We start from the raw sequence: 24368 nt of genomic DNA on the forward strand, positions 1-24368 counted from the left end.
CCGGCGCCGCACGCGGGAGACTCGGCGGCGTGCCCGCTCCTCCGACCCGCCGCCGGCGCGAGACCAGCCTGGCGGTCCGGTTGCTGCTGCTGCAGGGGCTGATGGTCGGCGCCGTGGTGCTCACCTCCACGGTGGTGGCCTACCGGGAGGCGCAACAGGCGGTCCGGGAGTCCGCGGAGCAGGAGACGACGGCGATCGTGGCGAGCCTGGCGGACAGCCCGCTGGTGGTCGACGCGGTGCGCGGGAGCGACCCGACGGCGGTGCTGCAGCCCTACGTCGAGGAGGTCCGCGCGGACACCGGGACGTCGTTCATCACCGTCCTCGCCCCGGACCGCACCCGGTACACCCACCCCGACCCCGACGAGATCGGCCGGCCCTTCCAGGGCACCATCGCCCCGGCGCTGGCCGGGGACACGTTCACCGAGACCTACTCCGGCACGCTGGGGCCCTCGGTGCGCGCGACCGGCCCGGTGCTGGGCGCCGACGGGGAGGTCCTGGCGCTGGTGTCGGCCGGCCTCACCGTGGACGAGATCGGCGAGGACCTGGCGGCGGCGGTGCCCGGCATCGCCGGGACCGCGGCAGCCACCTCGGCCGTGGGTGCGCTGGGCAGCTGGGCGCTGAGCCGGCGGGTGCGCCGCCAGACCCACGGACTGTCGCCGGCCGCGCTGGCCCGGATGGCGGAGTACCACCACGCCGCGCTGCACGCCGTGCGGGAGGGGCTGCTGCTCGTGGACGGCGACCGGCGGGTCCAGCTGGCCAACGACGAGGCGCGCCGGCTGCTGGGCATCGACGGCGACCCGACGGGGCGGCACCTGTCGGAGCTGGGCCTGCCGGCGGAGCTGACCGCGACCCTGACCCGGCAGGACACCGTGGTCGACGAGGTCCACCTGACCGGCAGCCGGGTCCTGGTGGTGAACCAGGCCGGCGCGCGGCCGTCGGGCCGCTCGGCGGGCAGCGTGGTCACCCTGCGGGACCACACCGACCTGCAGGCCCTCACCGGGGAGCTCGACAGCGTCCGGGCCTTCGCCGAGGCGTTGCGCGCGCAGGCCCACGAGGCGGCCAACCGGCTGCACACCACCGTCTCGCTGGTCGAGCTCGGCCGGACGCAGGAGGCGGTGGAGTTCGCCACCGCGCAGCTGGCCTCCGCCCAGCGGCTGACCGACCGGGTGGTGGACGGCGTCGACGAGCCCGTGCTCGCCGCCCTGCTGCTGGGCAAGGCCGCCACGGCGCACGAACGGGGCGTCGCCCTGGAGATCGACCCGGCGACGGCCGTGGGGAGCACCGGCATCCCCGGCGGCGACCTGGTCACGATCATCGGCAACCTGCTCGACAACGCCATCGAGGCGGCGCTGGCCGGCGACCCTCCACGGGAGGTGCAGCTGGCGCTGTGGGAGGAGGGCGACCGGCTGGAGATCCGGGTGGAGGACACCGGCCCCGGGCTGCCCGCCGACGGGGTGCACCGGGCCTTCGAGCGCGGCTGGTCGACCAAGGAGGCGTCCGGCGCCGCGCCGGCGGGCCTCGGCCGCGGGCTCGGGCTGGCGCTGGCCGCCTCGGCGGTGCGGCGCAACGGCGGCACGATCGCGGTGCGGCCGGGTCCCGGCGCGGAGTTCCGGATCTCGCTCCCGCTGCGGGTCCCGGCGCGGGAGGCGCCGTGATCCGCGTGCTGGTGGTGGAGGACGAGCCGGTGGCCGCGGACGCGCACCGGGCCTACGTCGACCGCACGCCCGGGTTCACCACCGTGGCCGTGGCCGGCACCGGGGCGGTCGCCCTGGACGCGCTCGCCCGGGTGGCCGTCGACCTGGTGCTGCTGGACATGAACCTGCCCGACGTCCACGGCATCGACCTGTGCCGGCGGATCCGGGGCGCCGGGGCCGACGTCGACATCATGGCGGTCACCTCGGCCCGGGAGCTGTCCACGGTCCGGGCCGCGGCGGCGCACGGGGTCGTGGGGTACCTGCTCAAGCCGTTCAGCTACGACGCGCTGCGCGACCGGCTGGCGGCCTACGCCCACTACCGGCAGACGCTGCGCGGCGGCGGCAGCGCGGGCGGGCAGGCCGACGTCGACCGGGTGCTGGACGCCGTGCGGCCGCAGCGCTCGGCGCCGCTGCCCAAGGGGATGGGCCGGGAGACCATGGACGCGGTCGTGTCCGCCGTCCGCGGCGCCGGCGGCCTGTCCGCCGCCGAGACCGCCGAGCTGATCGGGGTCTCCCGGATCACCGCCCGGCGCTACCTGGAGCACCTGGCCGACACCGGGCTGGCCCAGCGGGCACCCCGGTACGGGGGCACCGGACGTCCCGAGCTCGAGTACCGCTGGCGCTGAGCGGCCGGTCCGGACCGCCTTCGTTTGCCAAGACGGGGCCGCAGCAGGATGCTCGCCGGGTACCGCCGCCGGGGGCGGGGACACGGCACCGTGCGGGTCACGGCGCGGGTCCCCGACGAGGCGGCCACGACCCTCTCGAGGAGGATCCGGTGACAGCGACCGACACACGATCGACAGCCAGGAGCGGCGACAAGCTCGCCGGCCGGGTCGCCTTCGTGACCGGCGGGACCCGGGGGATCGGCGCGGCGATCTGCCGCAGCCTGGCGGCCCAGGGCGCCGACGTCGCGGCGGGCTACAGCGGCAACCAGGAGGCCGCCGAGCGGTTCACGCAGCAGTTCCGCGAGTCCTTCCCCGACAGCAAGGCCTCGGTGCACCGCGGCGACATCGGGTCGGCGGACGACTGCCGCCGCACGGTGTCGGAGGTGATCGAGCAGCACGGCCGGCTGGACATCCTGGTCAACAACGCCGGGATCACCGTCGACCGCACCGTGCTGAAGATGACCGACGACGACTGGCGCCGGGTGATCGACGTCAACCTGTCCGGGGCCTTCTACCTCTCCCAGGCCGCGCTGCGGCACATGATGGAGCGGGGCAGCGGGCGGATCGTGATGATCTCCTCGGTGATCGGGGAGATGGGCGGCATCGGCCAGTCGAACTACTCCTCGGCCAAGGCCGGCCTGCTGGGCCTGACCAAGACCCTGGCCCGGGAGGCCGCGATGGCCGTGCAGCGCTCCGGCCAGACCGACGGGCCGGGGATCACCGTCAACGCCGTGACCCCGGGGTACACCGCCACCGAGATGCTCGACAGCGTCCCGGAGAAGGTGCTCACCAACCTCAAGGCCAAGATCCCGCTCGGCCGGCTGGGCGAGCCCGAGGAGGTCGCCCGGGTGGTGCACTTCCTGGCCGCCGACGCCTCCTCCTACATCACCGGGCAGGTCTGGGGCGTCAACGGGGGCCTGGACATGTAGGTGCCGGCCGCCGGCAGTCCACGTCGATCCACGAGGAGGCGCACGGGTGTTCGACCGCATCGCCGTCGTCAACCGGGGCGAGCCGGCCATGCGGCTCATCCGGGCCGTACGGGAACTCAACGCAGAGCACGGCACCGCGACCCGGGTGGTCGCGCTGCACACCGAGGACGAGCGCCGGGCCACGTTCGTGCGTGCCGCCGACGAGGCGGTCCTGCTGCGGGAGACCGGGAACGGGAACCCGTACCTGGACCACGCGGAGCTGGGCCGGGCGCTGCGCGCGAGCGGGGCGGACGCGGCCTGGGTGGGCTGGGGCTTCGTCGCGGAGGACCCCGCCTTCGCCGAGCTGTGCGCCGACCTCGGCGTGACCTTCATCGGGCCGCCACCGGAGGCCATGCGGCGCCTGGGCGCCAAGATCGAGGCCAAGGTCCTCGCCGAGCAGACCGGGGTGCCGGTGGCGCCGTGGAGCGGCGGCCCGGTCGAGGGCCCCGAGGACGGCCGCCGGCACGCGGCGGCGATCGGCTACCCGCTGATCGTCAAGGCCCGCAGCGGAGGCGGGGGCCGCGGCATCCGCGTCGTGCGGTCCGAGGCCGAGCTCGACGAGGCGCTGACCCGGACGCAGGGCGAGGCGGAGCGCACGTTCGGCGACCCGGTCGTGTTCATGGAGCGGCTGGTCGAGGGCGGCCGGCACGTGGAGGTGCAGGTCGTCGCCGACCGGCACGGGACGGTGTGGGCGCCGGGGGTGCGGGACTGCTCGGTGCAGCGCCGCAACCAGAAGCTGATCGAGGAGTCCAGCTCGCCGGCGCTGACCGCCGAGCAGAGCTCCGCCCTGCGCGAGTCGGCGAAGGCACTGGTCGCCGCCGCCGGCTACGTCGGCGCGGGCACGGTGGAGTTCCTCTACCAGCCCGACGAGCAGCTGTTCACCTTCCTGGAGGTCAACACCCGGCTGCAGGTCGAGCACCCGGTCACCGAGATGACCACCGGCCTGGACATCGTCAAGCTCCAGCTGCACGTGGCCGCCGGCGGCCGGCTCGAGGGCGAGCCGCCCCCGGAGACCGGGCACGCGATCGAGGCCCGGCTCAACGCCGAGGACGCCGAGCAGGGCTTCGCGCCCGCCCCCGGCACCGTCGAGCTCATGCGCCTGCCCTCGGGCCCGGGGGTGCGGGTGGACACCGGGATCGGCGTCGGCGACGTCATCCCGCCCACCTACGACTCGATGGTCGCCAAGGTCCTGGCCTGGGGCCGGGACCGCCCCGAGGCGCTCGCCCGGCTGCGCTGCGCGCTGCGCGACACCACCGTGGTGCTGCGGGGCGGCACCACCACCAAGTCCTTCCTGCTCGACCTGCTGGACCGCCCGGACGTGGTGGACGGCACCGCCGACACCGCCTGGCTGGACCGCACCGGCGCCGAGGCGGGGGCCGAGCCCCCCGACCGGGCCGCGGTGGCGCTGGTCCAGGCGGCGATCGACGTCGCCGACGCGGAGGAGGCCCGGGAGCGGTTCGCGTTCCTCGCCTCCGCCCGGGGCGGGCGGCCGCGAGCCGTGCACGCCGTCGAGCGGGCCATCGACCTCGGCCACCGCGGGCAGGTCTACCGGGTGAGCGTCGCCACGGTCGGCGGCGACCGCTACCGCGTCGGCCTCGACGGCCGGCACCTCGACGTGGACGTCGACCGGATCGGCGCCCTGGAGAGCCGGGTCCGCATCGGCGGCCGCAGGTACTCCGTCATCGCGGTGCACACCGGCACGTCCTCGCTGGTCGAGGTGGACGGGTCCTCGCACCGCATCTCGCGGGACGAGGCCGGCGTCGTCCGGGCTCCCGCGCCGGCCGTCGTCGTCGCCATGCCGGCCGCCGTCGGGACGGAGGTGGAGGCCGGCCAGCCCGTCGCCGTGCTGGAGAGCATGAAGATGGAGACCGCGGTCCGCGCCCCCTATGCCGGACGGGTCCGCGAGATCCTGGTCAGCGTCAACACGCAAGTGGACGCCGGGGCGCCGCTGCTGACCGTGGAGCGCACCGAGGAGGAGTCCACCGAGGTCGCCGGCGAGCGGGTCGAGCTCCCGGCCCTGGACGGTGAGCGCGCGGGCGACGTCCGGCAGACCGCGGCGGCCGCGCTGGCCGAGCTGCAGGCGCTGATCACCGGCTTCGACGTCAGCCGGGCGCACGCCCAGCAGCTGCAGACCGCGTACGCCAAGGCCCGCAGCGAGCTGCCGGCCGACGACCCGGACCTGCTGCGCCAGGAACTGGCCGTGCTCACCACGTTCGCCGACCTCGCGGAGCTCTCCCGCAACCGGCCGGCCACCGAGGAGGAGGACGCCGACCAGCAGGTGCACAGCCCGCGGGAGTACTTCCACTCCTTCCTGCACTCGCTGGACGTCGAGCGGGAGGCGCTGCCGGAGAGCTTCCGCGCCCGGCTGTGCCGCGCGCTGCTGCACTACGGCGTCGAGGGCCTGGAGCCCGGGCCCCGGCTCGAGGAGGCCGTCTACCGGGTGTTCCTGGCCCAGCAGCGCGCCGCCGACCAGCTGCCGGCCGTGCTGGCCCTGCTGGACCGGTGGCTGACCGCCGCCGAGCTGCCCGAGGGCGCCCGGTCGGAGGTGGCCGAGGTGCTGGAGCGGCTGGTCGTGGCCACCCAGCTGCGCTTCCCGGCGGTGGGCGAGCTGGCCCGGGCCGTGCGGTTCCGCTACTTCGAGGAGCCGGTGGTCCGCTCCGCGCGCCAGCAGGTGCAGGCCGAGGCCGAACGGCTGCTCGGCGAGCTGGACGACACGGCCGGCGGCGACGCCGAGGCCTACCTGGCCCGCATCGAGGCGCTGGTCGCCAGCCCCGAACCGCTGATCAGCCTGCTGGCCCAGCGGTTCGGCCGCTCGACCACGGTGCCCGACCCGGTGCTCGAGGTGCTGACCCGGCGCTACTACCGCAGCCGGGACCTGGAGAACGTGCGGTCCACGCTGCAGGCGGGCAACACCTGCGTCACCGCGGACTACGACCTGCGCGGGACCCGGCTGCACCTGGTCGCGCTCATGGTCGAGATGGCCGACCTCGCGACGGCGCTGTCCTCGGTGGCCTCGATGGGCGCCGAGGTCGCCGACCCCGGCCGGCTGCTGGTGGACCTCTACGTGTCCTGGCCGGACCGCCCGGCGGACGGCGACGCCATGGCCGACGAGCTGCGCCGGCTGCTGGTCGCCGAGCCGGCGCTGCGGCAGGTCCGCCGGGTCACGGTCACCGTGTGCACCCCGCACGGCGACGCGGAGGCGGTGACCTTCCGGCCGTCGGCGGACGGGCCGGCCGAGGAGCGGGTCATCCGGGGGATGCACCCGCTGACCGCGCAGCGGCTGAACCTGTGGCGGCTGAAGAACTTCGACGGGGAGCGGCTGCCCTCGGCCGAGGACACCTACCTGCTGCGCGTCGTCGCCAAGGACAACCCGAACGACGAGCGCCTCGTCGCGATGGCAGAGGTGCGCGACCTGACCCCGGTCCGCGACGAGTCCGGCGCCATCGTCGGCTTCCCGACGGTGGAGCAGCTGCTCACCTCCTGCCTCGACGGCCTGCGCCGGGCGCAGTCCCAGCGGCGCGGCCGGCGGATGGAGAACAACGCGGTCTTCCTCTACGCCTGGCCCTCCATCGAGCTCCCGCTGGAGGAGCTGCAGAGCATCGCCCGCACGGCCGCGCCGCTGAGCATCGGCGCGGGACTGGACGAGGTCATGCTGCTCGCCCGGATCCAGGAGGACGCCGGCCGCCCGCCCCGCGAGGTGGCGCTGCGGTTCTCCTACCGGCCGGGCACCGGGGTGGTGCTGACCGTCGAGGACCGGCCGACCGAGCCGCTGCCGCCGCTGGACGACTACACCGAGAAGGTGATGCGCTCCCGGGCGCGCGGCACCGTCTACCCGTACGAGCTCAGCGGCCTGCTGGCCGGGCCGGGCGGCAGCTTCGTCGAGCACGACCTGGACGACGCCGGCCGGCTGGTCCCGGTGCAGCGACCGCCGGGGCAGAACACGGCCGGGCTGGTCGCCGCGGTGATCAGCACCCCCACCGACCGGTACCCCGAGGGCGTCAGCCGGGTCGCGCTGTTCGGTGACCCGACCAAGCAGCTGGGCACCGTGGCCGAGCCCGAGTGCGCCCGCGTCGTGGCCGCGCTGGACCTGGCCGAGGAGCGCGGCCTGCCCGTCGAGTGGTTCGCGCTGTCCTCCGGGGCGCGGATCTCCATGGACAGCGGCACGGAGAACATGGACTGGGTCTCCCGCGCGCTGCGCCGGATCATCGAGTTCACCCAGACCGGCGGGGAGATCAACGTCGTCGTCGCCGGGATCAACGTGGGCGCCCAGCCGTACTGGAACGCCGAGGCCACGATGCTGCTGCACACCAAGGGCATCCTGGTCATGACGCCGGACAGCGCCATGGTGCTCACCGGCAAGCACTCCCTGGACTACTCCGGCGGGGTGTCGGCCGAGGACAACTTCGGCATCGGCGGCTACGACCGGGTGATGGGCCCCAACGGGCAGGCGCAGTACTGGGCGCCGAACCTGACCGCGGCGGTGGAGCTGCTGTTCCGGCACTACGACCACGCCTACGTGGCGCCGGGGGAGCGGTGGGCCCGCCCGGCGCCGGTCACCGACCCCCGCGACCGGGACGTCCGGGACTTCCCGCACCGGCACGCGTCCAGCGACTTCACCACCGTCGGCGACATCTTCTCGGCCACTGCCAACCCGGAGCGGAAGAAGCCCTTCGACATCCGCACGGTCATGCGGGCGGTCAGCGACCAGGACCACCCGGTGCTGGAGCGGTGGGCCGGGATGGCCGAGGCGGACACCTCCGTCGTCTTCGACGCCCACCTGGCCGGCCACCCGGTGACGATCCTGGGCATCGAGTCCCACCCGATCCCGCGGCGCGGCGCCTTCCCTGCCGACGGGCCGGACCAGTGGACGGCCGGGACGCTGTTCCCCCGGTCGTCGAAGAAGACCGCGCGGGCGATCAACGCGTGCAGCGGCAACCGGCCGCTGGTCGTGCTGGCCAACCTGTCCGGCTTCGACGGCTCGCCGGAGTCGCTGCGCAACTGGCAGCTGGAGTACGGCGCCGAGATCGGCCGGGCGATGGTGAACTTCGACGGGCCGATCGTCTTCTGCGTGGTGTCCCGCTACCACGGCGGCGCCTTCGTCGTCTTCTCCGGCGTGCTCAACGACAACATGGAGGTGCTGGCGGTCGAGGGCTCCTACGCCTCGGTCATCGGCGGGGCGCCGGCGGCCGCGGTCGTCTTCTCCGGGCAGGTCGACAAGCGCACCGGCGCCGACCCCCGGGTGGCGGAACTGGAGGCGGCGATCAAGACGGCAGACCCGGTCGAGCAGGCGCACCTGCGCGCGGAGCTGGCCACCGTGCGGGCCGCCGTCCGGTCGGAGAAGCTGGGCGAGGTGGCCGCCGAGTTCGAGGCGGTCCACGACATCGAGCGGGCCCGCCGGGTCGGCTCGGTGCACTCCATCATCCCCGCCGCCGAGCTGCGGCCCCGCCTCATCGCCGCCGTCGAGCGCGGCATCGAGCGCGCCGCCCGGACCTGACCCCGAGCCGTACCGACGCACTGGAGGACACGAGTGAACGCATTCGTCCTGAACCGGCACGGTCGCATGGTGTTCCCCTCGAACATCATGCCCGAGCTGGACTTCTCGACCATGGAGACGCTGGAGCAGCTGGACAGCGTCATCCGCCGGGACTTCGAGACCAAGGCCCCCAGCGGCACCGACATCCTCGGCAAGGCCCGGACCGGCGCCTACGAGACCCGCTACGACCTGATGCGGGACCTGGCGCTCAACCTGTTCTGGGCCAACCGGTTCTCAATCACCATGTACGACAAGCGGCCGACCCGCTGGGCCGACGTGCCCCGCACCCGCTCGGACGTCTTCCTGCCGGTGCTCGAGCCGTGGGAGGACGGCGACGCCAAGGTCGCCGCCGTCCAGGAGGCCTACCCGGCGCTGCCGGCCCGGTGGGACGCCGACGTCGAGGACCGGATCTTCGACGTGCTGTTCGACGTCTACGGCAACCGCCGCAACCACGCCACCACCCTGCCGGCGGTCAAGCCGACGGTGGCGGAGTTCCTGGAGCAGCCCGGCGCGCTGACCTTCCGGCTGCCGGACTACGACCCGGACTACCCGGTCTTCGACTACGACGACATCCTCGACGTGGACGAGGACGTGCCCGAGCTCGAGGCGCTGCACCGCTGGGCGATGGTGCTGCACAACCAGTACCCGTGGAACCGGTCCCGGGTGGAGCTGGCCGACGCCGCGTCGCTGCGGGACGACGACTACGTGGTGGCCTTCCACCCCCGGGACAAGGAGGTGCGGGGCTTCCTGCGCCGGCTGCGCAGCGGGGCGCCGGCCCGGATGTCGGCCGCGCCCCGGGAGTCCCGCCCGCCGGTCCGCCCGTTCCCCGAGATCGACGTCCGCCGGCAGTTCCGGGTGCAGCCCCGGCTGGAGTCCCTCGCCGCGGTGCACGGCGACCAGCGCTGCACCAACGACGACCTGATCCGCAACACCGCCTACAACTGGTCGCCGATGGGTGCCGACGAGATCCGGGAGAAGACCGGCATCGAGCAGCGCGAGTACAGCTCGCTGCCCTTCGAGGAGCTCGCCCTGCAGGCGGCCGAGGCCGCGCTGGCCAAGGCCGGGCGGGAGCCGGAGGAGATCGGCGCCGTCCTCACCTGCACCTGCACGAGCTCCCGGTTGATCCCGTCGCTGGCCACCTACCTGTGCGGTCAGCTCGGGATGCACCAGGTCTACGCCGCGTACGACATCATCGCGGCGTGCGCCGGGATGCCCTACGGCGTCGCCGACGCCGTCCGGATCCTGCAGGAGGTCGAGCGTCCGGTCCTGGTCGTCTGCGTCGAGAAGTTCTCCGACAAGATCGGCAACGTCCGGACGTCCCGGATGATCTTCGGTGACGGCGCGGCGGCGATGGTCGTGGGCCCGGCGCCCGAGGGGACCGACGGCGACATCGACTACATGAAGACCTACGCCAGCGGCCCGGCCAGCGAGGTCAACTCGATCCTCTGGCCCAACCCGGAGTTCGACAACAACATCACCGTGTTCGGCCCGCAGGTCAAGGCGCTGGCCGGCCGCTACCTGTCCCAGATGATCGACGAGCTGGGCAAGCTGCCCGCGCCGGAGGGGCGGGACGGGACCCTGATGGACGCCATCGACCTGATCGTGCCGCACCAGGCGAACAAGACGATGGTGATCCAGCTGGCCGAGCGGGCCGGGCTCACCGCCGACCAGCTCTACTTCAACATCGAGCAGGTGGGCAACACGTCCTCGGCGAGCATCCCGCTGGCCATCCACGACGCGGTGCGCGACGGTGTCATCACCGAGCCGGTCCGGGTGTTCGCGCCCGGCTTCGGCGCCGGGGCCGTGGCCGGGTACTCGGTGATGCGCATCGACCCCGCGGTCGTCGCGGTGCAGACGGCGTCGGCTCCGCACGAGGACGCGGCGGAGCCCGCAGCACCCGCGGAGGACACCCGGTCGTCGGCGTCCGAGGAGGTCCAGCAGGCCTTCACCTGATCCCGGCCGTCCCCGCCGGTCACACCGGCGGGGACACCGGCAGTGACACCGGCGCGGCGCGCACAGTGCGCCCCCGGCCGATCAGGTCGGGGGCGCACTGCTGTACGCCGCTCACGATGAGGACCCGCGGTGGAGCCGGGGCACCGCGCTCGAAGGGGGAGGACCATGCGGGCGGACGCCGCACCCGTACTGCTGGACAGGAGCGGGCGCAGCTACCCCCTCAGCGACCGTCGCTGGCGCGGCGACGACAACGGGCCCCTGACCCTGTCCCCGCTGCCCGGCCTGACCCCCGGCCAGATCGTGCAGGCGGAGCGTTCGCTCTGGCGGTACCAGGCGGTGCTCCCCGTCGACCCCGGGCAGCGCGTGACGCTCGGCGAAGGACTCACGCCGATGATCCCGCTCGGCTGGGGTGAGCACCGGGTCCTGTTCAAGTTGGAGTGGTTCAACCCGACGTCGTCGTTCAAGGACCGGGGCGTGTCGGTCATGGTGTCGCACCTGCGCTCGCAGGGCGCCGACCGGGTGCTCGAGGACAGCTCGGGCAACGGCGGTGCCGCCGTGGCTGCCTACGCCGCGGCGGCCGGGATCAGCGCGAAGATCATCGTCCCGGCGGCGACGAGCGCTGCGAAGATCGTGCAGGCACGGGCCTTCGGGGCCGAGATCGAGCTGGTCGAGGGCACCCGGGACGAGGTCGGAGCCGAGGCCGTCCGGCAGTCCGAGCAGATCCCGTACGCCAGCCACAACTGGCACCCGATGTTCCTCCAGGGCACCAAGACGATCGCCTACGAGGTCTGGGAGAGCCTCGGCTTGACCGCCCCGGACAACGTCGTGCTCGTCGCCGGCGCCGGCAGCCAGATCCTCGGCTGTGACCTCGCCTTCTCCGAGCTGCTCGCGGCCGGGCAGATCGACCGCCTCCCGCGGCTGCTCGTCGGACAGCCCGAGCACTGGGCGACGATCGCCGACGCCGTCAACGGCACCGACCCGGCCGGCCGCGGCCCGCGCGTCCCCACGATCGCCGAAGGCGCCTCCATCGCCGCCCCGGTGCGGCTGCCGGAGACCGTGGAGGCGCTGCGTCGCTGCGGCGGCGCGGCCGTCGCCGTGCCCGAGCAGCAGGTCCACGACGCGGTCCGCGCCATCGCGGCCCGGGGGCTGTACGCCGAGCCGACCTGCGCCGTGGCGGTCGCCGCGCTCGACCACTTCATCGCCGACGGCACGATCACCCCCGACCAGACGACCGTCGTGGTGCTGACCGGCTCGGGGCTGAAGTCCGCCGACAAGATGGCGGCCCTGTTCCCGGACCCGGCGTCCTGACCGGCCGCACAGCGAGGAGCGCGACCATGACGCACGACCAGCCGGGCACGGGCGCTGCGGGGGCGGCTGACGGGATCGACCTGCGTGACAGCCCTGGACTGGTCCCTCCGCGCGGGCACTACTCGCACGTCGCCGTCCACGCCGGCGTCGCCTACGTCTCCGGCCAGCTGCCGCTCGATGCTTCCGGCACCCCGCTGGCCGACCAGCCGTTCGACCTCCAGGTGGCGCAGGTGCTCGACAACCTCGACCAGTGTCTGCGCACCGCTGGGAGCAGTCGCGAGCAGCTGCTCTCGGTCACCGTGTACGTCACCGACATCGCCCAGTGGCCCGCGTTCGACGCCGCGTACGCGCAGTGGGTCGGGGCGCACCGGCCCGCGCGAGCGGTCGCGTGCGTCGCCGACCTGCACTACGGCGCCGCCCTCGAGGTCACGGCCGTCGCGGCCGTCGCGCCCACACCGTGACCGGCACGGTCGACGTCACCGTGCTGGCGACCGGCGGCACGATCGACAAGGTGTACAACCTCGCCGGTGAGCTCGAGATCGGGCCGCCCGCCGCGAAGCGGCTGCTCGAGGCGCTCAGGACCGACGTGCGCATCGTCGTGCACTCCGTCGTCCGCAAGGACAGCCTGGACATCACCGACGACGACCGGCGGGCCCTGGCCGACGCAGTCGACCAGCTCGACACCCCGTCGGTCGTGATCACGCACGGCACCGACACGCTCACCGACACCGCCGAGTACCTGAGCCGCCACGGACCGGGGACGACCAGGACCGTCGTGCTCACGGGCTCGCTGCAGCCGGCGGCCATGACCGTCAGCGACGCGGCGCTGAACCTGGGCGCCGCGCTGATGGCCTCGCAGACGCTCGCCCCCGGGGTGTACGTCTGCATGGGCGGCCGCGCGTTCCCCGCCGGCGAGGCCCGCAAGGACCCGCACACCGGTCGGTTCGTGCGGACCTCGCCGCCCGGTGCGCCTGGGCCCGCAGGACCCGGCAGCCCTCCGCCGGCCGCGGCACCTCCAGCCTGACCCGTTCCTCCGTCTCCGGGCCCGGGGCCCTTGCGCGGCTCCCTGCCGGAGGGCCACGGTGGACCGGAGCCCGTCCGACGTCGGGAGGTCGCCGTGACCGAGGTGGACTGCTGCATCGCCGGCGGTGGCCCGGCGGGGATGATGCTGGGCCTGCTGCTGGCCCGCCAGGGCGTGCGGGTGCTGGTGCTGGAGAAGCACTCGGACTTCCTGCGGGACTTCCGCGGGGACACCGTGCACCCCTCGACGCTGCGGCTGATGGACGAGCTCGGCCTGGCGGAGGAGTTCCTCACCCTGCCGCACCAGCAGGTGACCCGGCTGGGCGTCACCACCGACGACGGCACCTACACGCTGGCCGACTTCGGGCGGCTGCCCGGGCGGTTCCCGTTCCTCGCCTTCGTGCCGCAGTGGGACCTGCTGGACTTCCTGGCCGACGAGGGGCGGCGCTCCCCTCACTTCGGGCTCCGGATGGACGCCGAGGTGGTCGGGGTCCTCCGCGGCGCGGACGGGCAGGTGTCCGGGGTCCGCTACCGCACCCCCGACGGGGACGAGCACGAGGTCCGGGCGCGGCTGACGGTGGCCGCCGACGGCCGCAACTCCACGCTCCGCGACCAGGCGGGCTTGCGGCTGCGCGAGTTCGGCGCCCCGATGGACGTGCTGTGGTTCCGGCTGCCCAAGCCCCCCGACGACGGCCGGCCGTCGTTCGGCGGTGCCGGCCGGATCACCCGGGGGCGGATGCTGGTCCGACTGGACCGCGGCGACTACTGGCAGTGCGCCTACCTCGTCCCGAAGGGCGGTTACGCCGCGCTGCAGGCGGCCGGGACGGCGTCCTTCCGCGCCGACCTGGCCCGGCTGCTCCCCGAGGGCGCGCCCGTGGACGAGCTGCGCAGCTGGGACGACGTCCGGGTGCTGAGCGTCCGCGTGGACCGGCTGACCCGGTGGCACCGGCCGGGGCTGCTGTTCATCGGCGACGCCGCGCACGCCATGTCGCCCATCGGCGGGGTGGGGATCAACCTGGCCGTGCAGGACGCCGCCGCGGCGGCGCGGCTGCTCGCCGGCCCGCTGCGGAACGGCGAGGTGCCCGCCCGGGTCCTGGCCCGGGTCCGGTGGCGCCGGCTGCTGCCGACCGTGGTCACCCAGCTGGTGCAGCGCCAGGTGCAGACGCGGCTGCTCAGCCGGATCCTGGCCGGCGACACCCCGGTCGGCACCCCGCGGGCGGTGCGGCTGCTGGACCGGCACCCGGTCCTCCAGGGCATCCCGGCCCGGGCCGTCGGGTTCGGGCTGCTGCCCGAGCACGTGCCGCCGGCCCCGGCCACGGGGGTGCGGGCGCGGTCCTGAGCCGGACCGGCACCCGGGTCAGCGCCGCGCCCGGGCGAGGACGGCCTCGGCGACGACGAGGTCCTGCCAGGACATGCCGACGCTCTTCACCAGCAGCGGGCGGTCCGTCGCGGCGACGGTGTGCCCGGTGACGACGTCCCGCATCGGCACCAGGTCCGCCGGCCGCAGGGCGCCGTCCTCGATGGCGAGCACCACGTCCCCGGCCTCGCGGAGCGCGGTGGCGACGTCCTCGACCACGACGGTGGCCCGGGCGCACAGGGCGGCGGGCACCTCCCGGGCGTCCGGCTCGTGCGAGCCCACCGCCACGACGACGGCGCCGTCGGCGACCAGGTCGGCGTCGAACAGCGGGGTCCGGGCCGAGGTCGCGCACACGACGACGTCCGCCGTCCGCAGTGCCTCGTCGGCGCGCGGGCTGCCCAGCGCGACCACGTCGGCCCCGGCGGCCGGCCGCACGCGGCCGGGGTCGCGGACCAGCTGGCTGACGCCGGCGAGCGGGCGGTGCCCCGCCAGCGTCCCGGCCAGGGTGGCCAGGTGCCCGCGCGCCTGCGGGCCCCCGCCGATCACGGCCAGCCGCAGCGGGCCGGACCCGGCGAGCAGCCGCGGCAGGACCGCGGCCACCGACACCGCCGGCGTCCGCAGCGTGGTGAGCGCCGTGCCGTCGAGCACCGCGACCAGCCCGAGCGTGCCGGCGTCGAAGAGCAGGTAGCACGCCTGGATGCGGGGGAGGCCCCGGGCGGGGTTGCCCGGCGCCACGGTCGCCACCTTGACGCCCACGTGGCCGGCGCCCGCGGCGCCGGCACCCTCCGACGGCATCAGCAGGAACGAGCCCGCGCGCAGCGGGACGGCCGAGCGCGGCAGGTCCGCGGCCGGGTCCAGCCCCGCGGTCAGGGCGGCGGTGACCGCCGCGACGGCGGCGGCCGGGCTGCAGGCGGCGCCGACCGCCTCGCCGTCGAGGACGAGAGGGCCGGCGCTCACCACGGCACGCAGGACGCGAGCGGCACGGGCGTCAGGCGATCCGGCGCACCCGGTTCACCGTCAGTCCGTTCTCGTCCAGCAGCTCGGGGATCCGCGCGGCGAACTCCCGGAGGTGCGGTGCCGCGAGGTGGGCGTCCAGGTCCTCCCCGGACTCCCAGTTCTCGTAGAAGAAGAACGCGTCCGGGTCCTCCGCGCCCTGGTGCAGGTCGTAGTTGACGTACCCCTTCTCCTGGCTCGTCGGCCCGATGAGGGCCTCGAGGCCTGCCCGCAGCTCCTCGCGCTTCCCCGGTGCGGCGCGCATGGAGGCGATGACGGTGAGCAGGTCGCGTCGGTCGTCGGTGGGGGTGGGCACGCAGGGGACCTCCGTTCCGGGGCGGCCGGCACGGTGCCGGCCGGGGTGTGGTGCCGGTCACGCTACCGACGCCGGCGTGCCCGGGCAGGCCGGAGCCGCGCCGGCGGGCGCACCCCACCGCGGGCACGCTAGGTTCCCGGCCATGGCCGGTGGGGAGAGCCCCGGAGCGGACGAGCCCGCGCGCGCCGTCGCGCGGCGGATGGCCGGGGCGGCGAGCGCCTGGCTGGACGCCCTGGACGCCGAGCAGCGCGCGGTGGCCGCCGGGGCGGCGCCCGGGGACGGGGCGTCGGACGCCGAACGCCGGCGCTGGTTCTACACGCCGACCGACCACGGCGGCCTGACGTTCCACGCCCAGCGCCCGGCCCAGCAGCGGGCGGCGATGGCGCTGGTGGCCTCCGGGCTGTCCACCCCCGGGTACGTCACCGTGGCGACGGTGATGGGCCTGGAGAACGTGCTGGACCAGGTCGAGGGCTTCGTCACCCGGTTCGACCGGGAGCGGGGCCGGGACCCGGGCCTCTACTACCTGCGGGTCTTCGGCCGGCCGGGGGACACCGGGGCGTGGGGCTGGCGGTTCGGCGGCCACCACGTGTCGCTGAACAACCTGGTCGTGGACGGCGCGGTGGTGGCGACCACCCCGTGCTTCCTCGGCGCGGACCCGGCCACCTCCCCGCTGCTGGGCGGCGCGCTGAACCGGCCGCTGGGCCGGGTGGAGGACCTCGCCCGGGACCTCGTCCGGTCGCTGCGGCCCGAGCTCGCCGCCCGGGCGGTGCTGCTGCCCCGGGCGCCCTCGGACCTGGTCACCGCCAACCGCACGACGGTCTCCCCGGGCGACCGGGTCGTCCCGCTGGCCGGGATCTGGCGGGACGAGCGGTTCCCCGACCCGGCCGAGCAGGCCAAGCTGCAGGCCCTCAGCGACCGGATCGACGAGGCCGCCGGCTACGGCGACCGGGAGCACGCAGCCGTGGCCTACACCGCCGAGCCGAAGGGCGTGCCGGCGGCGGACCTGGACGCCGAGCAGCGCGCGATGCTCCGGCTGCTGCTGGGCACCTACCTCGACCGGGTGCCCGCCGAGCTGTCGCCGGTGCGCCGCTACGACGACGACGCCGCCCTCGACGCCGTCCACGTCGCGTGGGCGGGGTCCACCGCGCCCGGGGAGCCGCACTACTACCGGCTGCAGGGGCCCCGGCTGCTGGTGGAGTGGGACAACACGCAGCGCGGGGCCAACCACGCCCACTCGGTGTGGCGCGACCCGGACGCCGACTTCGGCCTGGACGTGCTCGCCCGGCACCGGGCTGCCGAGCACCGCTGACCCGTCGTCAGCGGGTGCCGGCGGGGAGGGGACTCACTCCTCGGCGCGCTGCCGTTCGATCTGCTCGAGCACCGTCTTGCGGTGCTTGCCGAGCTCCGCCTCGGCGCGCTCGGCCCGGTCCAGCTGGGTCTCGCCGTGCAGGGCGGCCGCCTTCCTGCGTGCCTCGGCGGCGGGGAGGTCGATCAGCTCGGCGGCCCGGCGGGCCTCCTGCGCGGCCTCGGTGTTCGGCACGCGCTGGGTGTCGCCGGACCTCTTCCGCCGGTCGGTGGCCTGCTGCTCCTCGGGGCTGAGCAGCGCCCACGCCGCGTCGGGCAGGTACCGGGCGGTGCCGTCCTCGCCGCGTGCGTCGCTGCCGCCGTCGGCGGTGTGCCAGTCCTGCCCGGTCCACTCCGACAGGTGCTGCTGGGCCTCGGTGCGCTCGCCCTCGTGCACGTAGCCGCCGCCCTGCGCCTCGTACTCGTGCGTCAGCAGCTGGCTCTTGCGCGCGCTCCACTGGCCCGGCCGGCCGCCCCGGTCGCCGGCCTTGATCTCCTCCTTGAGCCGGGCCCGCAGCTCCGGCTCGGTGTAGTCGGCCGCGTAGTCCTCCGCGCCCTTCCCGCTCATCGGGCGGTCCTCTCCGCGGTGCGGTCGGTCACCATGCGCTCGGTGAGCCGGGCGATGCGGCCGGTCTGCCGGGACAGGGTCATGTCCAGCAGCCGGTCGACCGGCGGCACCTCGCCGAGCCGGGCCAGCCCCATCCAGCGGGGCACCGCGACCGTCCGGGACCAGTAGCAGGTCAGGCTCCGGGCGACCTGCTCGGCGACCCGGTCGGGCCGGATCCCCGGGGACAGCCGGCCCTCGGCGTCGGAGTCGGAGACCGGTGCCGCGCCGCGCCCGCGCACCAGCCACTCGGTGGCGACCGGGCCGGGGGTGATCGAGTGCACGCGGACGCCGCGGGCGGTGACCTCCCGCCGCAGGCCCTTGACGAACCCGTGCGCGCCGGCCTTGGTCGCGGAGTAGACGGTGAGCGGCGGGACCTGGGACAGCGCCGCAGAGGAGGCGACGACCAGCACGTCCGCCCGGCCGTGCCGCTCTGCGGCGGTGAGCAGGTGCGGCAGCGCGAGCCGGGCGAGGTCGACGACACCGGTGAGGTTGGTGGCGATCATGGCCTCGACGGCCTCCTGGGGCGTGTCCTCCACCAGCCCGGCGTAGCCGACGGCGGCGTTGAGGACGACGGCGTCCAGCCGGCCGTGCTCGGCGACCACGCGCTCCACCAGGGCGGTGCGGTCGGTCGCCGACGCGACGTCGGCCGGGACGCCGGTGGCCCCGGGGACGCCGGCCAGCGCCTCGGTCAGCCGGTCCCGGTCCCGGGCACAGGCCACCACCCGCGCCCCGGACGCGGCCAGCCGGCGGACGACGGTGCGGCCGATGCCGGCGCTGCCCCCGGTGACCAGGACGACGCGGCCTCTCAGATCGGTCATGCCCCCGGTCCTGCCCCGGATCGGTGGGGCACAACCACGTGATGCGACAGGGATCAGGGGTCGCCGGCGCCCAGGTGGGCCTGCTTGGGCGCCAGTCCGCGCAGTGCCTCGGCGGCCACCTTGGCCCGGCCGGCACCGGCCGCGGCCAGCACGACGGCGCCGACCAGGCCCTCCACCAGCGGCGCGGGGGAGAGGACCACCCGGTCGCGGACGTCGTCGTCCAGCAGTTCCAGCGCCGTCTCCGCGGACAGCACGGCGCTGCCCAGGTCCATCAGCACGACGACGCCGTCCCCGCTGTCCGCGGCGGCCACCGCGTCCGCGATGGCCGTGGCATCGGTGCCCAGGCCCCCGTCGACGTCACCGGCGGCCACCTCGACGGCGAGCTCCCGGCCGGGCAGCATGCCGCGGGCGAACGCGACCGCGGCGTCGGCGAGGGCGCGGCTGTGCGAGACCACCACCAGCCCGACGGTCACCTCAGCCCCCGTCCCGGGCCAGCGTGCTCGCGGCGGCCTCGACCAGCAGGGTGGCCGAGGTGGCGCCGGGGTCCTGGTGGCCGGCGCTGCGGTCCCCGAGGTAGCTGGCCCGGCCCTTGCGGGCGACCATCGGCACGGTCGCGTCCCGCCCGCCCGCGGCCGCCTCCGCGGCCGCCCGCAGCGCCTCGGCCAGCGGCCGCCCCTCGGCCAGCGCCGCGTCGAGCGCGTCGCAGGCCGGGCCCAGCGCGTCGAGCATCGTCTTGTCGCCGGGCTCCGCCTTGCCCCGCGCGGCGACGCCGTCCAGCCCGGCCCGCAGCGCCGCGGCGAGCCCGGCGCCGTCCCCGTCGCCCAGCGCACCCGAGGCGCGCAGGAAGAACGTGCCGTAGAGCGGCCCGCTGGCGCCGCCGACCGTGCGGATCAGCGTCATCGCCGTCGTCTTGAGCACCGCGGCACCGTCCGCGGGGGGCTCGGCGTCCAGCGCGGCCACCGCCGCGGTCATCCCGCGGTCGAGGTTGGAGCCGTGGTCGGCGTCGCCGATGGCGGCGTCCAGGTCGGTCAGGGTGTCCCGCTGCTCGTGCACCAGCCGGGCGAACTCGCCGACCCAGGCGGTGAGCGCGGCGGCGTCGACCGTGTCCGGCACGGTCAGCCGCCCCAGCGCAGCGCCGGGGTGCGCACCGGGGCGTCCCACAGCCGGAGCAGCTCGTCGTCGGCCTTGAGCAGGGTCACCGAGCAGCCGGCCATCTCCAGGCTGGTCATGTACGAGCCCACCAGGTTGCGGGCGACGCCGACCCCGGCCTTCTCCAGGAGGGCGACCACCTCGGCGTACATCAGGTACAGCTCCAGCAGCGGTGTGCCGCCCATGCCGTTGACGAAGGCGATCACCCCGCCGCCGCCGGTGAAGTCCAGGTCGGCGAGGACCGGCTCGACCAGCATCTCGGCGATCTCCCGGGCCGGCGCCACCGGCACCCGGCGGCGGCCGGGCTCCCCGTGGATGCCCACGCCGATCTCCATCTCGCCCTCGGGCAGGTCGAACGTCGGCCGGCCGGCCGCCGGCACCGTGCAGGAGGTCAGCGCCATGCCCATGCTGCGGCCGTTGCCGTTGACCCGGCGGGCGATGTCGGCGACCTCGGCCAGCGGCCGGCCCTGCTCCGCCGCGGCGCCGGCGATCTTCTCCGCCAGCACGGTCACGCCCACGCCCCGGCGCCCGGCGGTGTAGAGGCTGTCCTGCACCGCGACGTCGTCGTCGAGGACCACTGCGACGACCTCGGTGTCGGACTCGGCGGCGGCCAGCTCGGCGGCCATCTCGAAGTTCATCACGTCGCCGGTGTAGTTCTTGACCAGGTGCAGCACGCCGGCGCCGCCGTCCACGCCGCTGGTCGCGGCCATCACCTGGTCGGGCACCGGTGAGGTGAACACCTCGCCGGCGCACGCCGCGTCGAGCATGCCGGGGCCGACGAACCCGCCGTGCATCGGCTCGTGGCCCGACCCGCCGCCGGAGACCAGGCCGACCTTGCCGCGCACCGGGGCGTCGGCGCGGAAGACCACCCGGTTCTGGTGGTCCACCCGCAGCTCGGGGTGGGCGGCGGCCATGCCCCGCAGGGCGTCGGCGACGACGTCCGCTGGATCGTTGATGAGCTTCTTCATCGGGACTCCTGTCGTCGGCGCCGGTGCCGGGCCCTCGCGGTCGGAGGCTAGGGGCGCGCACCCGGGCACACAAGCGGCCGACCGGCTAGCGTCGGGACGGTGCAGCTCCCCGACGGCCTGGTCGCGGTGGTCAAGCGTGACTGCCCCACCTGCCGGCTCGTCGAGCCGGTGCTGCGCCGGCTCGGCGCCGCCGTGTGGTGCCAGGACGACGCCACGTGGTTCGACGGCGACGACACCGACCTGGAGCTGTCCTACCGGCTGGGCGTCGAGACCGTCCCCACGCTGCTGCGGGTCGAGGGCGGCCGGGAGACCGGCCGGACCGTCGGCTGGAGCCGGGAGCAGTGGGAGGAGCTGACCGGGACCCCGGGGCTGGGGGAGGGGCTGCCGGACCACCGGCCGGGCTGTGGCTCGATGTCGGTCGACCCCTTCCGCGTCGACGAGCTCGAGGCGCGCTACGGCGGCAGCGGCCTGCGCAGCCGGCGGGTCGAGCTCGCCGAGCTGGAGGACGAGCACGAGGCGCTGTTCGACCGCGGCTGGACCGACGGGCTCCCCGTCGTCCCGCCGACGCCGGAGCGGGTGCTGCGGATGCTGCGCGGCACGACCCGCGACCCCGGCGAGGTGGTCGCCGTCGTGCCCCCGGACCTGGTCGGGTGCACGGTGGAGAAGGTGGCGGTCAACGCGGTGCTGGCCGGCTGCCTGCCGGAGCACCTGCCGGTGGTGCTGGCCGCGGTGGAGGCCGCCTGCGCCGAGGAGTTCGCGCTGCACGGGCTGCTCGCGACGACGTACTTCGCCGGGCCGGTGGTCGTCGTCAACGGGCCGGTCGCCCGCCGGATCGGGATGAACAGCGGGGTCAACGCGCTCGGGCAGGGCAACCGCGCGAACGCCACCATCGGCCGCGCGCTGCAGTTGGTGGTCCGCAACGTGGGCGGCGGCCGTCCCGGGGAGGTCGACCGGGCGACCCTGGGCAACCCGGGCAAGTACACGTTCTGCTTCGCCGAGCGCGAGGACGGCAGCCCGTTCGCCCCGCTGGCCGCCGACCGCGGCGTGCCCGGGGACGCGGTCACGGTCTTCGCCGGGTCCGGCGTGCAGCCCGTGGTGGACCAGCTCAGCCGCGACCCGGGGTCGCTGGCCCGCAGCTTCGCGGCCTGCCTGCGGGTGAACGCCCACCCGAAGCTGCCGCTGGGGTTCGACGCGATGCTGATCGTGTCCCCCGAGCACGGCCGGGTGTTCCGCGAGGCCGGCTGGGACCGCGCCCGGCTGCTGGCCGAGCTGGACGAGCTGCTCACCCTGCCCGGCGCCGAGCTGGTCCGCGGGGCCGGCGGCATGGCCGAGGGCATTGCCGCCGACCTGGCGGACCGGCCGCTCCCCAAGTTCCGGCCCGGCGGGCTGCTGGTGGTCTCCGCCGGCGGTGACGCCGGGCTGTTCAGCGCGGTCGTGGGTGGTTGGGTGTCGGGCGAGGCGGGCAGTGTCCCGGTGACGCGAGGAGTGGGCGGATGAGGACGGTCCTGGACCCGACCGGCGAGCGGCGGACGTCGGCCCGCGCCCTGCTGCCCCGACCGGCGTCGCTGCGCGGCCGGACCGTCGGCCTGCTGGACATCAGCAAGGCCCGCGGCGACGTCGTGCTCGACCGGCTCGCCGAGCTGCTGGCCGAGGACGGCGCCACCGTGCGGCGGTACCGCAAGCCGACGTTCGCCCGGACCGCGCCGGTCGACCTGCGGCACGAGATCGCTGAGCAGTGCGAGGTGGTCATCGAGGCGCTCGCCGACTAGGGCTCGTGCACGTCGTGCAGTGTGCACGACATCGCCGACCTCGAGCGCCGCGGCGTGGTGGGGGTCTTCCTGGCCAGCGCGGCCTTCGCCGAGGCCGCCCGGCTGCAGGGCGAGGCGCTGGGGTTCCCCGCGCCGTACGTGCTGGTGCCGCACCCGGTGCAGGACCGCACCGACGCCGAGCTGCGGGCGGCCGCCGAGCAGGTACACCCGGCGGTGGTCGCCGCGGTGACCGCGGCCGGCGGGGGCTGACCGGCGCTCAGCCGGGGACCGCCGGCGACGGCCGGTCCGCCCCGCGGAGCCCGACCAGGGCGCTGCCGACGAACGCCACGGCGAGGACCGCGGCGGCCAGCCAGGTCAGGTGGACCGGCAGCGGGGCGGACCGGAACATGGTCGCGCCCACGCCGGCGAGCGTCCCGGCGAGCAGGACGACGCCGGGCCACCAGACGCGGCGCACGGCGAGCACCAGCGCCGCCGCGGGCGCCCAGTAGGTCAGCTGGCTGACCGTGCCCAGCTCCCGGACCGGCGCACCGAGGGCCCGGCCGGCGGGGAGGGCGTCGGTCCAGGGGGCGAAGAACATCGAGGCGCAGTGGAACGCCAGCACCAGCACGCCGACGACGGCGACCGCGAGTGCCGTCCGGTCGACCGGCACGGCCCGGCCCGGCCAGAGCGGCCGCCGCACGGCCAGCCGCGCCGCGCCGGCCAGGACCGCGGCGCCGGACAGCAGGGCCCAGTAGACCGGCTGGTCCATGGCCTGCCCCTCCTCCCGGCGTGCGGTCCGCGGACCGCCCGGCCGTCGGTCCTGACCTGATGCTCGCACCGAGCCGCTGCGCCGGCTCGGTCCGGTGGACAGCGGCGGGCTCGGTGCGCCGGCCCGATGCCGCGGGCTCCGGCGACCCTCGACCGCGGAGTGACCACTGCGCGGAGGACCCGTCGGGACGGCGCCGGATGCACCCGCGCTCCCCGGGCGCGGGGTCAGCGGGCCAGGAAGTGCACGCCCAGCCACAGCCAGGCGACCAGGACGGTCGCGCGGCCGGTCGTGGTGCGCATGGCGGCGCCCAGGACCTCGGCCGCGGTCGCCGGGCCGAGCCGCCCGCGCGCGCAGGCCTCGAGCGCCATCCCGATGACGAGCAGGCAGGCGAGGACGGCGATGCCCACCGCAGTGCCGCTCACCGGGTCCGCCGCGGGCGGCGTGGGCGGGCGAGCAACCACGCCCCCGCCGCCAGCCAGCACACGGTGGCTCCGCCGCGCACCACCGGGTGCGCGAGGAGGGGATCGGCCAGGTCGCTCACCGTCGGCACGTCGTCGTCCGCCAGGGTCACCAGCTCCCAGGACACCACCACCGCGAGCCAGCCGAGCCAGGGCAGACCCCGCCGGCCCACCGGCGCGGCGGCCTCGCCCGACCGCAGGGCCAGCGCCAGACCGGTCACCATCGCTCCCGCGGTCCCGACCGCGAGGAGCGCGCCGACGGACAGCTCGCCTGCCGTCGCGACCGCGAGGACGCACGGGACGGCCACCGCTGCGGAGGTGAGCCGACACACGGCGGGGGAAGGAGCCACCCGTGCATGCTCACCCCGGTCGGGAGGTGCCGGCAGTTCCGGCGGGGACGTGTCGTCGGTGCCCGGACCGGGCATGTCCCGGACCCCCGTTGCCGGAGGAGAGAGAGGACCAGCCGTGCAGCCCGACCCACGCCCCGGAGAGGACGACGTCGACCGCGACGACGCGCAGGCGCTGTCGCGGGCCACGGGTGGCGGTGCCGGTGAAGAGCCGGACGCGGACGCCACGACGGGCACGGGGGACTCGGGGACCTTCGTCGGGCGGGTGGCCGGCCAGGACGTCGGGTACGCGGAGGAGACCGGCGCGGAACGACGGGCGGCGGCGCAGCAGGAGGACTGACCCGGGTCAGCTG

At 75.6% G+C, this 24368-nt stretch carries 22 protein-coding genes and 1 pseudogene; 13 read left to right on the plus strand and 10 right to left on the minus strand.

From position 1 onward, the window contains the following. Positions 1-29 precede the first annotated feature (29 nt). The 9 genes from ACWIX6_RS11130 (at position 30) to ACWIX6_RS11170 (ending at position 14480) form a co-directional block, all read left to right on the plus strand. Entirely contained in the window at positions 30-1655 is a 1626-nt protein-coding gene (locus ACWIX6_RS11130; protein ID WP_448616919.1) for a sensor histidine kinase, read from the plus strand. Further along, positions 1652-2320: a response regulator gene (locus tag ACWIX6_RS11135; protein ID WP_448616920.1), complete on the plus strand. Its 669-nt coding sequence runs from the start codon at positions 1652-1654 to the stop codon at positions 2318-2320. The genes ACWIX6_RS11130 and ACWIX6_RS11135 overlap by 4 nt, the downstream gene beginning before the upstream one ends. A gap of 149 nt (positions 2321-2469) precedes the next feature. After that, positions 2470-3288 (plus strand): beta-ketoacyl-ACP reductase, encoded by an 819-nt coding sequence (locus tag ACWIX6_RS11140; RefSeq protein WP_448616921.1) that lies wholly within the window; start codon positions 2470-2472, stop codon positions 3286-3288. Positions 3289-3334: 46 nt separating this feature from the next. Beyond that, positions 3335-8821 (plus strand): ATP-binding protein, encoded by a 5487-nt coding sequence (locus ACWIX6_RS11145; protein WP_448616922.1) that lies wholly within the window; start codon positions 3335-3337, stop codon positions 8819-8821. A 33-nt stretch (positions 8822-8854) separates the two neighbouring features. Beyond that, positions 8855-10813: a 3-oxoacyl-ACP synthase III family protein gene (locus tag ACWIX6_RS11150; RefSeq protein ID WP_448616923.1), complete on the plus strand. Its 1959-nt coding sequence runs from the start codon at positions 8855-8857 to the stop codon at positions 10811-10813. Positions 10814-10978: 165 nt separating this feature from the next. Further along, the gene (locus ACWIX6_RS11155) at positions 10979-12121 is read left to right on the plus strand and encodes a pyridoxal-phosphate dependent enzyme (RefSeq protein WP_448616924.1); all 1143 of its coding nucleotides are present in this window, start codon (positions 10979-10981) and stop codon (positions 12119-12121) included. A gap of 26 nt (positions 12122-12147) precedes the next feature. Next, positions 12148-12582, plus strand: coding sequence for a RidA family protein (locus ACWIX6_RS11160; RefSeq protein WP_448616925.1), 435 nt, complete (start codon positions 12148-12150; stop codon positions 12580-12582). Further along, on the plus strand, positions 12579-13145 hold the full coding sequence (locus tag ACWIX6_RS11165) for an asparaginase domain-containing protein (protein WP_448616926.1): 567 nt from the start codon (positions 12579-12581) through the stop codon (positions 13143-13145). Before ACWIX6_RS11160 ends, ACWIX6_RS11165 begins: the two co-directional genes overlap by 4 nt. Positions 13146-13238: 93 nt before the next feature. Next, the gene (locus tag ACWIX6_RS11170; protein WP_448616927.1) at positions 13239-14480 is read left to right on the plus strand and encodes an FAD-dependent oxidoreductase; all 1242 of its coding nucleotides are present in this window, start codon (positions 13239-13241) and stop codon (positions 14478-14480) included. An 18-nt stretch (positions 14481-14498) separates the two neighbouring features. Here the strand turns inward: ACWIX6_RS11170 and ACWIX6_RS11175 are convergent, their stop codons facing one another. Together ACWIX6_RS11175 and ACWIX6_RS11180 are read right to left on the minus strand one after the other, a co-directional pair. After that, positions 14499-15455, minus strand: a complete 957-nt coding sequence (locus ACWIX6_RS11175; RefSeq protein ID WP_448616928.1) for an ornithine cyclodeaminase family protein — start codon at positions 15453-15455, stop codon at positions 14499-14501. A gap of 31 nt (positions 15456-15486) precedes the next feature. Further along, positions 15487-15807, minus strand: coding sequence for a putative quinol monooxygenase (locus ACWIX6_RS11180; protein ID WP_448616929.1), 321 nt, complete (start codon positions 15805-15807; stop codon positions 15487-15489). A 142-nt stretch (positions 15808-15949) separates the two neighbouring features. Between ACWIX6_RS11180 and ACWIX6_RS11185 the strand changes: the two genes are divergently transcribed. Beyond that, positions 15950-17116 (plus strand): DUF3500 domain-containing protein, encoded by a 1167-nt coding sequence (locus ACWIX6_RS11185; RefSeq protein WP_448616930.1) that lies wholly within the window; start codon positions 15950-15952, stop codon positions 17114-17116. 33 nt (positions 17117-17149) lie between these two features. Here ACWIX6_RS11185 and ACWIX6_RS11190 read toward each other — a convergent pair whose 3' ends face one another. From ACWIX6_RS11190 to dhaK, 5 genes are read right to left on the minus strand one after another with little or no spacing between them, the layout of a single operon-like run. Then, entirely contained in the window at positions 17150-17719 is a 570-nt protein-coding gene (locus ACWIX6_RS11190; RefSeq protein WP_448616931.1) for a hypothetical protein, read from the minus strand. After that, complete coding sequence (locus tag ACWIX6_RS11195) at positions 17716-18576, minus strand: SDR family oxidoreductase (RefSeq protein WP_448616932.1); 861 nt, start codon at positions 18574-18576, stop codon at positions 17716-17718. The genes ACWIX6_RS11190 and ACWIX6_RS11195 overlap by 4 nt, the downstream gene beginning before the upstream one ends. Positions 18577-18629: 53 nt before the next feature. Beyond that, entirely contained in the window at positions 18630-19049 is a 420-nt protein-coding gene (gene dhaM, locus ACWIX6_RS11200) for a dihydroxyacetone kinase phosphoryl donor subunit DhaM (RefSeq protein ID WP_448616933.1), read from the minus strand. 1 nt (position 19050) lies between these two features. After that, entirely contained in the window at positions 19051-19737 is a 687-nt protein-coding gene (gene dhaL / locus ACWIX6_RS11205; RefSeq protein ID WP_448616934.1) for a dihydroxyacetone kinase subunit DhaL, read from the minus strand. Then, positions 19692-20693: a dihydroxyacetone kinase subunit DhaK gene (gene dhaK / locus ACWIX6_RS11210; protein ID WP_448616935.1), complete on the minus strand. Its 1002-nt coding sequence runs from the start codon at positions 20691-20693 to the stop codon at positions 19692-19694. Before dhaK ends, dhaL begins: the two co-directional genes overlap by 46 nt. Positions 20694-20792: 99 nt before the next feature. On the opposite strand from dhaK, the gene ACWIX6_RS11215 reads away from it, so the two are divergent. Further along, positions 20793-22190 carry a thioredoxin family protein gene (locus ACWIX6_RS11215; RefSeq protein ID WP_448616936.1) on the plus strand — a complete coding sequence of 466 codons (1398 nt, stop codon included), beginning with the start codon at positions 20793-20795 and terminating at the stop codon, positions 22188-22190. Beyond that, positions 22187-22711: pseudogene (locus tag ACWIX6_RS11220) on the plus strand (UGSC family (seleno)protein). Before ACWIX6_RS11215 ends, ACWIX6_RS11220 begins: the two are co-directional and overlap by 4 nt. A 7-nt stretch (positions 22712-22718) precedes the next feature. On the opposite strand, the gene ACWIX6_RS11225 reads toward ACWIX6_RS11220, so the two are convergent. The 3 genes from ACWIX6_RS11225 to ACWIX6_RS11235 form a co-directional block, all read right to left on the minus strand. Continuing rightward, positions 22719-23210 (minus strand): hypothetical protein, encoded by a 492-nt coding sequence (locus ACWIX6_RS11225; RefSeq protein WP_448616937.1) that lies wholly within the window; start codon positions 23208-23210, stop codon positions 22719-22721. 224 nt (positions 23211-23434) lie between these two features. After that, entirely contained in the window at positions 23435-23632 is a 198-nt protein-coding gene (locus ACWIX6_RS11230; RefSeq protein WP_448616938.1) for a DUF6186 family protein, read from the minus strand. Beyond that, positions 23629-24018, minus strand: coding sequence for a hypothetical protein (locus ACWIX6_RS11235; protein ID WP_448616939.1), 390 nt, complete (start codon positions 24016-24018; stop codon positions 23629-23631). Before ACWIX6_RS11235 ends, ACWIX6_RS11230 begins: the two co-directional genes overlap by 4 nt. A 115-nt stretch (positions 24019-24133) precedes the next feature. On the opposite strand from ACWIX6_RS11235, the gene ACWIX6_RS11240 reads away from it, so the two are divergent. Then, a complete protein-coding gene (locus ACWIX6_RS11240) occupies positions 24134-24355 on the plus strand; it encodes a hypothetical protein (RefSeq protein ID WP_448616940.1) in 222 nt (73 codons plus the stop codon). Positions 24356-24368: the final 13 nt, after the last annotated feature.

Source organism: Modestobacter sp. URMC 112 (assembly GCF_053502575.1).